Here is a 15604-nt window from a genome sequence, read left to right as displayed (position 1 = left end):
CAAGACCGATATGGTCTCGAATCGGCAGCCTAAGCAGAGTCCGGGAAAATATCCGTACAACCATATAAATCATTTCCTGTAAATTATCTCATCTCTGCCCGGACCGTTACTTACCATAGTAATCGGGATTTTTATCTGTTTTTCTATAAATTCAATATACCGCCTGCAGTTTTCAGGAAGTTCTTTATAGTCTTTAATCCCTCTTATATCACATTTCCATCCCGGCAAATATTCATAAACCGGTTTTGCTTTCTTAAGAAGCGGTGAAGGAGGAAAATCATACACAATCTTATTATCAATTTCGTACCCTGTACATACAGGCAGCTTATCAAGATAACCAAGCACATCAACTACAGTAAGTGCAACACAGGTTGCACCCTGGATTCGGCAGCCATAACGGCTTGCCACCGCATCAAACCAGCCCATGCGCCTCGGTCGTCCGGTGGTTGCACCATATTCACCCTTATCTCCGCCTCTTATCCTAAGCTCATCGGCTTGTGCTTTATCCGGAATTTCGGTTACAAACTCTCCTCCGCCTACCGCACTTGAATATGCTTTAACCACTGTTATAATCTCTTTAATCTCATAAGGCGGTATACCTGCTCCCACTGCCCCATAGGCAGCAAGGGTGGAAGATGAGGTTACCATAGGATATATACCGTGATCAGTGTCTTTTAATGAACCGAGCTGCCCCTCAAGCAGAATATCCTTTCCCTCATTTATAGCATTATTCAAAAAAGCGGCAGTATCACATAGATACGGAGCTATCATATCTCTGTAGGAATGCATGGTATCTTTAAGCTCTGCTTTATCAATTTCAGGTTTATTATAAAGATATTTAAATAAAACATTTTTTAAAAGACATATTTTTTCAATTCTCTCATCTAAAATCCTATCATCAAAGAGTTCAGCCGCCTGTATGCCTATCTTGGCATATTTATCCGAATAAAAAGGCGCTATACCTGATTTTGTAGAACCATATGCTTTGCCGGCAAGTCTTTCCTCCTCATAGGTATCCTGTAATATATGGTATGGCATCAAAAGCTGTGCTCTGTCGGATACAAGTATCTTCGGTTTTGGTATCCCCCTGCTTATTACCCCTTCAAGTTCCTCTATAAAATACGGTATATTAAGTGCAACACCGTTGCCTATGACACTTGTTGTATGATCATAAAAAATCCCTGACGGCAGGAGGTGAAGTGCAAATTTACCGTAATTGTTTATTATAGTATGCCCTGCATTGCTCCCTCCCTGAAAGCGTACTATTATATCCGCTTTTTGTGCAAGCATATCGGTTATCTTTCCCTTGCCTTCATCGCCCCAATTTGCGCCGACTATTGCTCTTACCATCTTTTTTCCCTCATTTATATATTTACATATTAATCAGATATCAATCCGGACATCCATACCCAGCTTATCTTTATATTCCTCTAAAACAGGCTCTATATATTCCTCTATAAATTCTGTAACCTGCTTGGAACTTCGTCCTGTATACTTTGATGCATCCATTTCTCTTTTCAATTCATCAATACTTAAGTTAAAGCTCTTATCGGCAGCTATAAGTTCAAGAAGATTATTTTCTTTTCCTTCTTCCTTCACTACTCTGCCTGCCTCCATAGAAAGTTTTCTAATCTTTTCATGGAGCTCCTGCCTGTCTCCTCCGGCTTTTACTGCAGCCATCATTATATTTTCAGTTGCCATAAAAGGAAGCTCCGCACCAAGCCTTTTTTCTATTACCTTAGGATATACAACTATTCCGTCAAGTATGTTAAGATATAGATTCAGTATGCCGTCAACAGCAAGGAATCCCTCAGGAATTGAAAGCCTTTTATTTGCCGAATCATCAAGTGTCCTTTCAAACCACTGTGTTGAAGCCACAATCATAGGATTTAACGCATCGCTTATTAAAAAATTTGAAAGTGATGCCATTCTTTCACTTCTCATAGGATTTCTTTTGTATGCCATCGCCGATGAACCTATCTGGTCTTTCTCAAAAGGTTCTTCAATTTCTTTAAGATGTGCAAGCAGTCTTATATCATTTGAAAATTTATGGGCAGACTGTGCTATGCCTGCAAGCACATTAAGCACTCTGCTGTCAATCTTTCTTGAATAGGTCTGTCCGGATACCGCATAGCATGAATTGTAGCCCATATACTGTGCTACAAGCTTATCAAGCTTTTTAACTTTAAAGTCATCTTTTTCAAAAAGCTCGTAAAATGAAGCCTGTGTACCTGTAGTCCCTTTACAGCCACGCAGTTTAAGTCCTGAAATAACATAACATAAATCTTCATAATCAATAAGAAGATCATTAAGCCAGAGTGATGCCCTTTTGCCCACAGTAACAGGCTGTGCGGGCTGAAAATGTGTAAATGCAAGTGTAGGCAGATCCCTGTATTTAAGAGCAAATCTGCTAAGTTTATACATGACATTTACAAGTTTTACTCTGACCAGCTTTAAAGCCTCATCCATAAGTATTATATCAGTATTATCTCCTACATAGCAGCTCGTAGCTCCAAGATGTATTATGCCTTTTGCCTTAGGGCACTGAACTCCGTAAGCATATACATGGCTCATAACATCATGACGTACAATTTTTTCACGCTCCTTTGCAACTTCAAAATTAATATCATCCTTAAATTTTTCAAGCTCTTCAATCTGTTCGCTGCTTATATTTAAACCAAGCTCTTTTTCTGCCTTTGCAAGTGCAATCCAGAGTCTGCGCCATGTTTTAAATTTTTTGTCAGGCGAAAAAATATACTGCATTTCTTTCCCTGCATACCTTTCAGATAAAGGACTTATATATTTATCATGCATAAACTGAAACCTTTCAAGTAATTTCTATTTATTTTCTATTCCAAGCCTTTTAAATACCTCTTTATAGGCATCCTCAACATTGCCGAGATCACGGCGGAATCTATCTTTATCAAGCTTCTCATGTGTCTGCTTGTCCCAGAGTCTGCATGTATCCGGAGAGATCTCATCAGCGAGTATTATATTTGAGCCATACCTTCCAAATTCAATCTTAAAGTCTATTAAATCTATGCCAAGGCTATCAAAATATTCTATAAGTACTTCATTTACTTTAAAAGCATATGTCGCAATCTTATCAATCTCCTCCTGTGTGGCAAGGTTCATGGCAATTGCATAATATCCGTTTATAAAAGGATCTCCAAGCTCATCATTTTTATATGAAAATTCAAGTATAGGTGTTTTAAATTTAACTCCTTCTTCAACACCCATTCTTTTTGAAAAGCTTCCTGCAGCATAATTTCTTATAATGACTTCAAGCGGAACTATCGACACTTTCTTAACTGCGGTCTCTCTGTCATTTAATTCCTGTATATAATGCGTAGGAACCCCTTTTTCCTCAAGAATTTTAAAGATATGGTTGGTCATACGGTTATTTATAGCACCTTTTCCAACTATAAGCCCTTTCTTTTCACCGTTAAATGCCGTGGCATCATCTTTATATGATACTATCAGTACATCAGGGCTGTCCGTTTTAAATACCTTTTTTGCTTTTCCTTCATATAATTGTTCAAGCTTTTCCATCTTTTATTTCCTTTCGTACATTTTAGATTTTTATAAACACTTAATAAGTGTTTTCTAATGTAAAAATCGCCGGTACTTTGTGTCATTCCTATGCGATTTTAAGTACAGCCGTACACAGTATAAAATGATAATTCCAATATTATTTCATTAGAACCGGCACTGTCTGCATAGCTGTATTATGTTTTTTCAGTTGATGATTATAATACATTTTTATCCCTCATGCAATAAAACCGGATATAAATATTCATACCTGATACTACACATTATAAGAAGAATTTATGACATCATTCATACTGTAAAGACCATTTGATTTTGAAAGCAGAAAAATTGCCGCTTTTAATGCTCCCTGCGCAAATATCCGTCTTGAAAATGCAGTATGTTTAATTGATACAACCTCATCCATGCCTGCAAATATAACCTCATGTTCACCAACTATACCTCCCCCCCTTACAGAGCTTATACCTATTTCATCATTATGTCTGGGTTCATGTCTGCCGCTTCTGTCATATATATATCCAAGTCTATTATTAAGTTCAGCATCTATCGAATCCGCAAGCAGCAGTGCCGTACCGCTAGGTGCATCAAGTTTTCTCCTGTGATGTTTTTCAATAATTTCTATATCAAAGCCTGAATCATACAATGTTTTTGCAGCCTCAGCCACAAGTTTCGTTAAAAGATTTATTCCAAGAGACATATTTGCAGAACGAAGTATAGGAGAACTTAAAGAAATATCTTCAACTTTCTTTAACTGCCGGGACTTAAGTCCGGTAGTACACATAACAAGCGGAATGTGTTTTTTTTCAACAAAATCAAGCAGGCTGTCTGCCGCCTGTGCAGTTGAAAAATCAATAATTACATCAGCCTTATCAATAATGCAGCTATCTATCTCATAAAGTGATTTAAATACCGGATAATTCATATAGGGCATAGCAGTCTGATCTTTTTTAATCATGCCGTCAACCCCGGCACATACGCATACATCTTTTTCCTCAAAAATAAGACTGCCGGTTTCTCTGCCCATAGCCCCGTTGCAGCCATATAATACTATATTTAACATAAAAACCTCATCAGCACTTAATTTAAAATATTTAAAGCAATCCGTATTCTTTCATAGACTCTTCAAGTATACTAAGATGCTCTTTCTCCATATAGGTAAGCGGAAGCCTGAGTTTACCCACCTCCTTGCCTAACAGATTCATGGCTGCCTTTACAGGTATAGGATTTACCTCTATAAACAGATTGTTTATTACATCAAGTGCCTCAAGCTGAAGCCTTGCCGCCTCTTTTATATTGCCGTCAATGGCTTCATGACACATGATGCTTGTTTTTTTTGGTGCAATATTACTAAGCACCGAAATCGCTCCCTTACCTCCAAGTGCCATAATAGCGACATTCTGGTCATCATTTCCTGAGTATACATCTATAACGGTGTCTCTGCAGAGCCTGAATATCTTCGCAGTTACCGATATATCTCCTCCGGCTTCCTTTACCCCTACTATATTTTTTACATTCTTTACAAGATATGCTATTGTTTCAGGTGCAAGTGCAATGCCGGCTCTTCCGGGTATATTGTATAAAAGTATCGGTATATCAACATTTTCCGCTATCTTTGTATAATGAGCTATAAGACCGCCCTGTGTCGCCTTGTTATAATAAGGAGAGACTATCAACAGCCCGTCGGCACCGTAACTTTGTGCTTTTTTCGAAAGCATTACTGCTGTTTTCGTACAGTTTGAACCGGTCCCGGCTATTACAGGAACCCTTTTGTCCACTATTTTTATAGTTTCTTTTATAACTGTAAGTTGTTCATCATGAGTAAGCGTTGACACTTCACCCGTGGTTCCGCATGATATTATAGCATCTGTTCCTTCACTTATCTGTTCTTCAATTAATTCCTCAAGCTTTTTATAATTCACACTCCCGTCTTCCAAAAATGGTGTAATAAGTGCCACACCTGCTCCCTCAAAAATTGTTGGCATAAAATTTCCTCCTGCTTTATAAAATTCTGCCGCAAAAAGTATATAAATATTTTACAATAAATATAAAGCATGGTCAATAACATGTTAAATGTTTATTAAACTTAATATTATATTTATAATTATACAGTTCATTTAAGTATTTAGAGTATTTCTGAGAAAATATTTATAAAACAATATGTATTAAATTTCGTAAATGATATGTGTTAAACAAAATATTTATGCATCTATACACTGAAATAGAGTTATATTAAGTCTCCCCCCTGTATAAGGGATATAATTCTGCAGCACTGCCTCCTTTTTCTACAAAAAACTTTTTTTCATCAAGTATTACCCGTATGCGTCCGCTGCTTTCATTTGCAAGTCTGTCTATAAATGCCTGTTTTTTTGAAGCTTCTGCAATAAAAGTAACGGTTATATTTTCAGTATACTCCACGTCGTATATATATATTCCCTGATTTAAAGCGGTATGCTGCATTTTACCGAAATAATCATAATCACTTTCTATTTTAAACATAAAACCCTCATGCCTTTCAAGTATAGTACTTGATTTAATCGCTTTAACAGCAGCATCGGTATAGGCTCTTACAAGCCCACCTGTACCAAGCAGTATGCCTCCGAAATATCTTGTAACGGTTACGCATACATTTATAATATTTCCTGAAGCAATAAGATTATATATAGGTGCACCAGCAGTTTTTGCAGGCTCTCCATCATCGGAAAAACGACATATCCTACCCTCATCAGTGATATATGCATAACAATTATGCCTCGCATCACGGTACTTTCTTTTTATACCCTCTATAAAATGTTCTGCATCAGCCTGTGTATATGCAGGACTTACAGCTGCTATAAAACGTGATTTTTTTTCAATAATCTCACCATTTCCGCTGCCGCAGCAGACAAAGATTTTATCAGGACCGCTTTTCTTCACAAAATTCCTTCCTTATGTTTTATTAAATATTTCTATAAATCTTTCTTTCATTCACTATTACAGTATAGCACTTTTTTTTTATATTTGGTATAATGCAAAAGTCAAGTTTACTTAGAAAGGCTGGTAAATATATGAATTACGGCAGAAAGACTACTGACAAACGTCTTAAACAATCATACTCAAAAAGTAAAAGATATGCAAATAAATTTATATTAAGTCTCGGTGAAATGATATTTATGCTTTTGCTTACCATAGTAGTAATGGCGGCAGGTGCAGGTGCAGGTGTATTTATGGGTATAATACATAATACTCCAAGGATAAATATAGACAGTATAGTTCCTCTCGGTTTTGCTACAAATGTCTATGATTCGGCAGGAAATCTTACAGATACACTTATAATGGCAGGTTCAAACCGTGAAGAAGCTGTCTATGACGAACTGCCGGCTGATCTTGTAAATGCCTTTGTATCAATAGAGGATGAAAGGTTCTGGAAGCATAAAGGTATAGATACCCGATCTATAATCCGTGCAATTGTAGGACTCGTAACAAATAAATCATCACTGGGCGGAGGTTCTACCATAACCCAGCAGCTTATTAAAAATAATGTTTTTAACGGCGGACGTGAAAAGAGCAAAGGTGCAAAAATTGAAAGAAAGCTTCAGGAACAGTATCTTGCCCTTGAACTTGAAAAAAATATGGATAAAAAAACCATTATGACAAATTACCTAAACACCATAAATTTAGGCAATAATACCCTTGGTGTAAAGGTTGCAGCAAGAAGATATTTCAACAAGGAGGTAAAAGATCTTACACTGTCCGAATGTACAGTAATTGCCGGAATAACAAAAAATCCAAGTAAGTTTAACCCTATATCAGGCAGAGAAAACAATGAAAAAAGAAGAAAAATTATACTTCAATATATGTATGATCAGGGCTATATATCCAAAGAACAGCAAGAAGAAGCATTAAATGATAATGTATATGACAGAATACAAAATGTCGATCTTGTTGCAAGACAGTCTATAAATACATATAGCTACTTTACTGACGAATTAGTCGAACAGCTGCAGGAAACTCTTGTAAGTAAGCTCGGTTATTCAAATACTCAGGCACATAATCTTATATACGGCGGCGGTCTTACTATAAAAACCACTCAAGATCCCAACCTTCAGGCTATTGTAGATGAAGAAGTAAATAATCAGGAAAACTACCCTGTTACAAAATTTTCAGCAGACTTAAGGCTATCAATAAAACATGCTGATGGAGAAACAAGACATTATTCAACCGAAACCCTAAGGAGTTACCACAAAGATGTCCTGAAAGACGGTTTTGACGGACTTTACCCAAGTGAAGAAGCTGCAAGAGCGGATGTGGATTCTTATAAAGCCTATCTTGTAAAAGAGGGTGATGAGGTAATTGCAGAAAAATTTAACGCTGTACTTGAACCTCAATTATCTTTTGTATTAATTGAGCAGTCAACCGGCTATGTCAAAGCACTTAGCGGTGGACGTGGCAAAAAAACCGGTTCGCTTACACTTAACCGTGCAAGCAACATATACAGACAGCCCGGTTCCTCATTTAAAGTCCTTGTATCATTTGCACCTGCCATAGATGCCTGCGGTAAAACGCTTGGCAGTGTTTATTATGATGAACCCTATACCGTAGGTACAAAGACCTTTCAAAACTGGTACTCATCACAGGGATTTTTAGGATATTCAAGTATACGGGACGGTATAATTTATTCAATGAATATAGTTGCTGTACGAACACTTATGGAAACCGTAACTCCAAGCCTCGGAGTTGAGTATGCAAGGAAATTCGGTATAAGCAGTCTTACAGATACTGATTTTAACGCCGCAACTGCACTTGGAGGTCTTACAAAAGGTGTAAGCAACCTTGATATGAGTGCCGCCTATGCCACAATAGCAAACGGAGGGTTGTATACCAAACCCATTATGTTTACTGAAATTCTTGATCATAATGGAAAAATCCTATATAAAAGTGATCCTGAAACAAGACGTGTAATCAAGGAGAGTACCGCTTTCCTGCTTACGGATGCAATGGCAGGTTCAATGGTCGGAAACAAAAAATTCGCAAGAGGAGGTGTAAGCGTAAATTCTACAAGCACCAGAGCCCATCTTGACAATATGAGCTGTGCCGGTAAATCAGGTACTACAACAAGTAACAGAGATATATGGTTTGTAGGCTTTACACCATACTACACGGCAGGAGTATGGGGCGGTTTTGATCAAAACCAGGAGTTAAGCTCAGCAAACGGAGGAACCTCATACCATAAGGATATATGGAAAAAAATTATGACCAGAGTGCATGAGGGTAAGGAGGATCCCGGATTTACAAAACCTGCCGATATTGAGGAAGTTACTATATGCCGTAAATCAGGAAAGCTTGCTATACCCGGAGTATGTGAATACGACCCTAGAGGCAATGCCACTTATACTGAGTATTTTGCAAGAGGCACCGCACCTTCTGAAACCTGCGATCACCATGTAAGCATTGAAGTTTGTGCGGATTCACGTCAAAGACCTACACAGTATTGTCCTCGTATAGTATCAAGAGTTATTATAAAAACTCCGGAAGGAAGCAAATCTCAAACAGATGATTCCTATTTTTCATGGCCCGGAAAATGCAGTATACACAGCGGCGTGTCAAGTACTCCGGGACCGGATGACGGGGATAATTCAAATATTACAGTGGCTCCTACTATACCGAAAGGTCCAGGATATCAAAGTAATTAATCATAAAGATTTTACTAAAACGCTAAAAATCGGAAGTGAATCAATAAACATAGATTCGCTTCCGATTTTTTTCTGAAAAGCAGAGAATATATCTCAAAAAAGAATGAGCTGCAGCCCAATCATACATTTTTACAATTTTGCCCCTACAATCAATATCCTCTTTCAAGTCTTGCCGATGAAGCCGCCTCCGAATTCGGATATTTTTCTATTACTTCTTCAAAAAAAGCATTTGCATTTTGTACATCACCAAGCTGTTTATATGAAAGAGCCTTTTTAAATAAAGCCATTGAATTTGCAGGATTTAATTTAAGGCTCTTGTCATAATATTGTATAGCCAGCTCATAATTTCTTGAATTATACGCACTGTCTCCAAGACTCATCACCAGTGAATCACCCTCTGAAGTCATATAACCTGAAACCTCATTATAAATCGCTTTTGCCGAAACTCCGGAACCGTCATCTATATCAATAAGTTTATCTGCATCTATCATTGCATATAAATTTGCGGCATTTGTATAATCTCCTGACTTATAAGCATCTATCATACCTGCAAGCAGCTGATATTGTGCTATCTTATCGGCGGTTTCCTCGTCAACCGTATTCATACTTTCTTTAAGTCTGTCAATCTCAGCTTTAAGCTCATCTGAGGAATTAGTTAAATCATTTATTTTAAGATTGGATTCATTAAGCTTTTCACCTAATAACGTAAGCTCCTTATTGTGTGAATCGGTCATTTTTGCCCTGTCTGCAGGCATATATATAAAAAATATACTCGCAGCACCTATAAGCAGACCTATTCCTATATTTAAAACTGTCTGCCAACCTATGCTGTCATTATATCCTTTAGGGATTATAACCTCATCATCCGATATACTCCTATGTGAATAGGTATTTTTTAATCTTTTTTTTTCTCGCTTCTTTTTTCTGTTTACAGCTGTGGCTTCCTTTATTGCCTGCATATAGTTTCTGGCAACATTATTATACCTGTCAACATCAAGTACATTTTTAAGATATCTTTCAGCATTTGAATATTCTTCATTGTCTATATATAGCAGAGATAAAAGCAAATTCACATTTATATAATTAGGAGCAAAATCTGCCACTCTTGCAAGAAGCATTATAGCAAGATCCCTATTACCCGCTTTAAGATTCATAAGTGCCTGATTGTATTTTTTTATATCATCAGCCACCTTTTCAAGCTCTCCGCTTTTATCCCTTACGCTGCGTATATATCTCTGAGCTACATTGTCATCAGGCTTTAAATTGACACTTATCACCCACTGTACAAGTGCCTGTGCCGCCTCACCGATTTCATAATATACAAGACCGAGCAGATTTCGTGCATCTATATTATTTTTATTTAAATACAATGCTTTTTTTAAACATGAGATACAGGCTGAAAGGTCTCTCTGCTTTGCATAAATAAGACCTTGGTTATAATAGCTGTTAGATAATCTTATATAACGGCTTTTCTCCATTAATACTGCTCCTTAGCCTGCTTTCTGAGCAATTCCATTATAATATCATTTATATCGTTTATATCATTTTTTACAATACTGTCCTCAACTTCCGAAATTTCAAGAGACGGAATAAATCTCTTGAGTTCTTCATCAAAATCTATCATAATCTCACCTAAATACTTTCAAGCTGAGCAAGTTGTTCCTTGACCTGCCCAAGCATACCTTTATACTTTTCAAGTTTAACTTTTTCTTCTTCAACCTTTGCTGCCGGGGCTTTTAAAGTAAATTTTTCATTAACAAGCATAGACTCTGCCCTGTGTATCTCATTTAAAATCTTCCCCTCTTCTTTTTTAAGCCTTTGCTTTTCTTCAGCTATATCCACAAGCTGTGCAAGCGGCATATATATATTTATACCTGCAAGCACTGCCATGATACATCCTTTTTCAAGGTTTTCCGCACTGTTTTTAAGTACAACCTCACTTGCATATGCAAGGTGTTTAAAAATACCTTCAGACTCCTTAAATATATCTAAATGCTTATTATCATCAGATACTATGTATACAGCGGTCTTTTTTGAAGCAGGTACATTTTTTGAAGCCCTTATATTTCTTACTTTTCTTACCGCCTCTTTTAAAACCTCCACTGAAGCCTCATCAGTTTTAAAATTAAGCTTTTCATCATATACAGGCCATTTGGAAACCATTATACTCTCATCTTCACTTAAATTATTTAAATTACAAAAGATCTCCTCAGTTACAAAAGGCATAAACGGGTGCAGAAGTTTTAATAAATCGCTTAATACGGTTTTTAATGTCCATAAAGCACTATCTGCAGAAATGCTGTCCTTTTCCCTTTCTCTAAGTCTCGGCTTTACCATCTCTATATACCAGTCGCAAAACTCTTCCCATGTAAAATCATAGAGTTTTCCAAGTGCTATACCAAGCTCATATTTATCAAGATTATCACTTACCTCTTTAACTAACGAATTAGTTTTTGAAAGTATCCACTTATCCTCCGTTTTAAGAGTATCGGGTATCTTATGCTCAGTGTCTATATGAGACATATTCATCATTATAAACCTTGAAGCATTCCATATCTTATTTGCAAAGTTCCTGCTGGCTTCAACCCTCTCAAAATAAAATCTCATATCATTTCCAGGGGCATTGCCTGTAATAAGTGTCATTCTAAGTGCATCGGCTCCATATTTGTCTATAACTTCAAGAGGATCTATACCATTGCCTAAGGATTTGCTCATCTTTCTACCCTGAGAATCCCTTACAAGACCATGTATAAGCACTGTATCAAATGGAACCTTTCCGGTCTCATCAAGTGCTGAAAATACCATCCTTACTACCCAGAAAAATATTATATCATAACCCGTTACAAGTACATCGGTAGGATAAAAATAATCATATTCAGGTGTTTTATCAGGCCAGCCTAATGTAGAAAAAGGCCATAATGCACTTGAAAACCATGTGTCAAGTGTATCTTCATCACGCATAAATCCGGCTTTTTTTCCGCAGCAGCTGCATTGTTCGGGTTCTTTTTTTGCAACGGTGATTTTACCACATTCATTGCAATAATATGCCGGTATTCTGTGTCCCCACCAAAGCTGCCTTGATATACACCAGTCCTTTATATTCTCAAGCCAGTGGAGATAGGTTTTTGAAAAGCTCTCAGGAACAAATTTAAGCTTGTTGTCCTCTATTACCTTTATAGCAGGTTTTGCAAGCTCATCCATTCTTACAAACCACTGCGGTTTAATCATAGGCTCAACCACAGTTTTACATCTGTCATGCGTTCCTGCATTATGCAGGTGAGGCTTTACTTTAACCAGTAAACCGGCTTTTTCAAGATCCGCTACTATCTCCTTTCTTGCAATATATCTATCCATACCGTCATATTTTGAACCCGGCAGATCTATAGTGGCATCATCGTTAAATATATTTATTTCAGCAAGTTTATGTCTTTTACCTACTTCAAAATCATTCGGGTCATGTGCAGGCGTTATCTTAACACAGCCTGTACCGAATTCCATATCCACATAATCATCTGCAATTACCGGTATAGTTCTGTCGCTTAAAGGCAGCCTAAGCATTTTGCCTACAAGATGTAAATATCTTTTATCATGCGGGTTTACTGCGACCGCACTGTCTCCGAGCATAGTTTCAGGTCTTGTAGTCGCTATCTCAACATATTCTCCTTCCATATCTGCGACAGGATACTTTATATACCAGAAATTTCCCTCACTTTCATCATGAAGTACCTCTGCATCCGATATAGAGGTTTTACATACAGGGCACCAGTTTATAATCCTTGAACCTTTATATATATACCCCTTTTCATAAAGTCTTATAAAAAATTCGAGCACTGCATCAGAACAGCCCTCATCCATAGTAAACCTTTCTCTCTGCCAGTCTGCCGAGCATCCTAATCTGTGAAGCTGTTTAATTATCTTTGAACCGTACTCCTCTTTCCAGTCCCATGCTTCCTTAAGAAAAGCCTCCCTGCCTATGGCATTTTTATCTTTGCCCTGTGCCTTAAGCTTATCTATAACCTTAACCTCGGTAGCTATAGCGGCATGATCGGTACCGGGCTGCCATAGAGTTTCAAACCCCTGCATCCTCTTATACCTGATTATTATATCCTGCATTGTATTGTCAAGTGCATGTCCCATATGCAGATGTCCTGTAATATTTGGCGGAGGCATTACTATACAGAAAGGGGTCTTATCAGTATTTACATCAGCATGAAAATAATTTTTATCAAGCCATTTTTTATATATACGCTCTTCTATACCGGAGCTGTAAGTTTTATCAAGTTCCTTCATAAAATTAAAATTCCTTTCACATCAAATTAATTACAGCATATTCCTATACTCCTGTTTCCATGCAGCTGCAAGTTCATTTATAAGCAGTCTTTTCTCGTATGAATCTTTTTTCATTATACTGTCAAGGTAATCTATACGCTGTGAAGCAAGAGCTTTTTTTAATGTTTCGTTATACTCTTCATCCCATGAAGCATCAATGCTCTCTATTCCATTATCATCTAAAAATTCTGTAAATACCTCATCTTCTCCAAGCTTTGAAAGAAAATATATTTTTTTTAATATATCATTATCCTTAAGATATTCAAAGGATTTTTTATATGCTTCAAGAGCCTTTTCATATAAAAACAGATTTGCATATGCACTACCCATATTATGCCAGATTTTACCCTGAAATTTATCTGCTATATTTCTATCAGGAGGCTGCTTGCATATAATGCTGTAAAAACGTATTGCCTTTCCGTATCTTTTTATACCGAACATATAATCAGCCTTGGCTTTTAAAAATTCAACTCTTTTAAGCTTTCTGTAATTGGTTATTAAATTCTTATACCGTGAAATCTCACTGCTTTTATAAAAATCCAATGTTTCAAGTATATAAATTATTATATTTTCATCACTGATTTTTTCAGCATACATTTTTTCAATTGAAATTGCAAGGCTTTCCTTTTTTAATTCGGTTTTTATAAAATCAAAAAGTGCTGTTGATATAAAATCCTCCATTACAAGCAAAGGATGCTCATAAAGTATGTACCCAAGCTCTTCAATACTATAAATATTTATATCAAGTTCTTCTACATAGTACGGTTTATCTGCAACAATATCCTCACATAAAATCAATCCCATAAATTCACCTCCCTGTGTACCGCCGACTGCGGCGATGCCTTGTATATATCTCCAAAGCCCACATCTTTCATATCAAGAATCATAGTCATACTGTCTTTAAAGCTTATGCCAAGCTCAAACCTTAATGTTTTAGACGGACGTTTAGGCATAAAGTCCAGAGGAACCTTTATAATTCTTGTGTTTTTATAAATGTCAACAGGTGAAAGTATAAATTCAATATCCTGATTTCCATCAGCTATAAGCCTGAGAGTTATACTTTTTCCACACCACAGGTCTCCGGCAGAGGCTATCTCATAGCTGTATTCATTATCCTTTTTTATAAGATTCAGATTAATCCCCGTATCAAGCCTTCCATCGCATATACATTTAAAATTGAATATAGGCTTTTTAGAAGCAAAATCAAAACCTCTTATACAACTGCCTTTAGCAAAAAGATCTTCATCTGCAAAAACCTTTCTTCTTGAACATATATATTTTGTAAACGACTCCGCCCATTCCGTTTTTTCAAAACCTTTGCCGCTTAAAAATATAGTTGAAAAAACCTTCTTTCCAAGCATCCTTTCAGCACATGATGTAAGTATCCTGTCAGCCATTCTGCTGCCTGATGTGCTGTTAATTATGCCGAGGTTAAATCTTTCGTCCATTTCCTTGCTTTCAGAATATACAACTGTATTTTTGGCACTTCTTTGTACCCTCAATTCAAAATAATGCAGATTTGAATCTGCAAGATAAAACATACCTACCTGGTTGTTCCATATATCCTTTTTCTTGCTCATTACATAAAATATAAAACTTTCGCACCTGCTTATTATATGTATCTTTTCCCTTTCATATCCAAGCTGCAAAAAACATTGTACGAATTTTTCTATTATTTTATCATCTATGTAAGGTATTGATAAAACTATATACTCAGGATAGCCGCTGCCAAGAAACTTTGTAGTTTCATCAAGTACCAGCTTTAAGAAAATCTTCATAAGCTCTTGAGCAGTATACCTTATTTCACCGACAGTAGCCATATTCCCTTTAATTATCATAGTATACAGCTTGTCAGTCTTTAAAGCTCTGTTATCAAGCATCATTTCATAGGCCTGCTCACCTATCATCCATCTATCACTGTCCCGCTCTTTAACTACGGCAGTAGGAAATTTAACCGCTTCATCATTTTTATCAGATGCTACTGAAGTGCCCTCATCACTTATATCTATACCAAAAACCACTGGCATATAAGCCTCCCTATAAATACAGTTTATTTC

Annotated in this window: 12 protein-coding genes; 1 reads left to right on the top strand and 11 read right to left on the bottom strand. The window is 36.7% G+C overall.

What is annotated here, in order from left to right; all coding sequences use genetic code 11:
• Positions 1–69: 69 nt before the first annotated feature.
• From HMPREF9333_RS03755 to HMPREF9333_RS03730, 6 genes are all read right to left on the bottom strand, one after another.
• Positions 70–1350, bottom strand: coding sequence for an adenylosuccinate synthase (locus HMPREF9333_RS03755; RefSeq protein ID WP_005539910.1), 1281 nt, complete (start codon positions 1348–1350; stop codon positions 70–72).
• A 33-nt stretch (positions 1351–1383) separates the two neighbouring features.
• Complete coding sequence (gene purB, locus HMPREF9333_RS03750; protein WP_005539909.1) at positions 1384–2814, bottom strand: adenylosuccinate lyase; 1431 nt, start codon at positions 2812–2814, stop codon at positions 1384–1386.
• A 24-nt stretch (positions 2815–2838) separates the two neighbouring features.
• A complete protein-coding gene (gene purC / locus HMPREF9333_RS03745; RefSeq protein ID WP_005539908.1) occupies positions 2839–3552 on the bottom strand; it encodes a phosphoribosylaminoimidazolesuccinocarboxamide synthase in 714 nt (237 codons plus the stop codon).
• A 256-nt stretch (positions 3553–3808) separates the two neighbouring features.
• Positions 3809–4609 (bottom strand): 4-hydroxy-tetrahydrodipicolinate reductase, encoded by an 801-nt coding sequence (gene dapB / locus HMPREF9333_RS03740; RefSeq protein ID WP_005539907.1) that lies wholly within the window; start codon positions 4607–4609, stop codon positions 3809–3811.
• A 31-nt stretch (positions 4610–4640) separates the two neighbouring features.
• On the bottom strand, positions 4641–5531 hold the full coding sequence (gene dapA / locus HMPREF9333_RS03735) for a 4-hydroxy-tetrahydrodipicolinate synthase (RefSeq protein WP_005539906.1): 891 nt from the start codon (positions 5529–5531) through the stop codon (positions 4641–4643).
• Between the two features lie 247 nt (positions 5532–5778).
• On the bottom strand, positions 5779–6462 hold the full coding sequence (locus tag HMPREF9333_RS03730; protein ID WP_005539904.1) for an IMPACT family protein: 684 nt from the start codon (positions 6460–6462) through the stop codon (positions 5779–5781).
• Between the two features lie 131 nt (positions 6463–6593).
• On the opposite strand from HMPREF9333_RS03730, the gene HMPREF9333_RS03725 reads away from it, so the two are divergent.
• Entirely contained in the window at positions 6594–9218 is a 2625-nt protein-coding gene (locus tag HMPREF9333_RS03725; RefSeq protein WP_040882241.1) for a transglycosylase domain-containing protein, read from the top strand.
• A 149-nt stretch (positions 9219–9367) separates the two neighbouring features.
• Here the strand turns inward: HMPREF9333_RS03725 and HMPREF9333_RS03720 are convergent, their stop codons facing one another.
• Genes HMPREF9333_RS03720 through HMPREF9333_RS03705 form a run of 5 tightly spaced genes read right to left on the bottom strand, consistent with a single transcriptional unit; the run spans position 9368 to position 15574 of the window.
• Positions 9368–10696 (bottom strand): tetratricopeptide repeat protein, encoded by a 1329-nt coding sequence (locus HMPREF9333_RS03720; protein ID WP_005539901.1) that lies wholly within the window; start codon positions 10694–10696, stop codon positions 9368–9370.
• Positions 10696–10842, bottom strand: coding sequence for a hypothetical protein (locus tag HMPREF9333_RS13055; RefSeq protein ID WP_005539899.1), 147 nt, complete (start codon positions 10840–10842; stop codon positions 10696–10698). Before HMPREF9333_RS13055 ends, HMPREF9333_RS03720 begins: the two co-directional genes overlap by 1 nt.
• A gap of 8 nt (positions 10843–10850) precedes the next feature.
• A complete protein-coding gene (locus HMPREF9333_RS03715; protein WP_005539897.1) occupies positions 10851–13508 on the bottom strand; it encodes a valine--tRNA ligase in 2658 nt (885 codons plus the stop codon).
• A 30-nt stretch (positions 13509–13538) separates the two neighbouring features.
• Positions 13539–14351, bottom strand: a complete 813-nt coding sequence (locus HMPREF9333_RS03710) for a ferredoxin reductase domain-containing protein (protein WP_005539896.1) — start codon at positions 14349–14351, stop codon at positions 13539–13541.
• Positions 14342–15574 carry a DUF5716 family protein gene (locus HMPREF9333_RS03705; RefSeq protein ID WP_005539894.1) on the bottom strand — a complete coding sequence of 411 codons (1233 nt, stop codon included), beginning with the start codon at positions 15572–15574 and terminating at the stop codon, positions 14342–14344. The genes HMPREF9333_RS03710 and HMPREF9333_RS03705 overlap by 10 nt, the downstream gene beginning before the upstream one ends.
• Positions 15575–15604: the final 30 nt, after the last annotated feature.

The sequence above is a fragment of the Johnsonella ignava ATCC 51276 genome, assembly GCF_000235445.1.
Classification (GTDB): Bacteria; Bacillota; Clostridia; order Lachnospirales; family Lachnospiraceae; genus Johnsonella; species Johnsonella ignava.
The sequence above is the reverse complement of the archived record's forward strand: the minus strand, read 5'-3'. Positions and strand labels throughout refer to the sequence as shown.

Excerpts from the sequence above, each read along its gene's own strand:
- HMPREF9333_RS03710 (WP_005539896.1), bottom strand. The coding sequence starts at position 14,351 with ATGGGATTGATTTTATGTGAGGATATTGTTGCAGATAAACCGTACTAT.
- HMPREF9333_RS13055 (WP_005539899.1), bottom strand. The coding sequence starts at position 10,842 with ATGATAGATTTTGATGAAGAACTCAAGAGATTTATTCCGTCTCTTGAA.
- purC (WP_005539908.1), bottom strand. The coding sequence starts at position 3,552 with ATGGAAAAGCTTGAACAATTATATGAAGGAAAAGCAAAAAAGGTATTT.
- purB (WP_005539909.1), bottom strand. The coding sequence starts at position 2,814 with ATGCATGATAAATATATAAGTCCTTTATCTGAAAGGTATGCAGGGAAA.
- HMPREF9333_RS03720 (WP_005539901.1), bottom strand. The coding sequence starts at position 10,696 with ATGGAGAAAAGCCGTTATATAAGATTATCTAACAGCTATTATAACCAA.
- HMPREF9333_RS03715 (WP_005539897.1), bottom strand. The coding sequence starts at position 13,508 with ATGAAGGAACTTGATAAAACTTACAGCTCCGGTATAGAAGAGCGTATA.
- HMPREF9333_RS03725 (WP_040882241.1), top strand. The coding sequence starts at position 6,594 with ATGAATTACGGCAGAAAGACTACTGACAAACGTCTTAAACAATCATAC.
- dapB (WP_005539907.1), bottom strand. The coding sequence starts at position 4,609 with ATGTTAAATATAGTATTATATGGCTGCAACGGGGCTATGGGCAGAGAA.
- HMPREF9333_RS03755 (WP_005539910.1), bottom strand. The coding sequence starts at position 1,350 with ATGGTAAGAGCAATAGTCGGCGCAAATTGGGGCGATGAAGGCAAGGGA.
- HMPREF9333_RS03705 (WP_005539894.1), bottom strand. The coding sequence starts at position 15,574 with ATGCCAGTGGTTTTTGGTATAGATATAAGTGATGAGGGCACTTCAGTA.
- dapA (WP_005539906.1), bottom strand. The coding sequence starts at position 5,531 with ATGCCAACAATTTTTGAGGGAGCAGGTGTGGCACTTATTACACCATTT.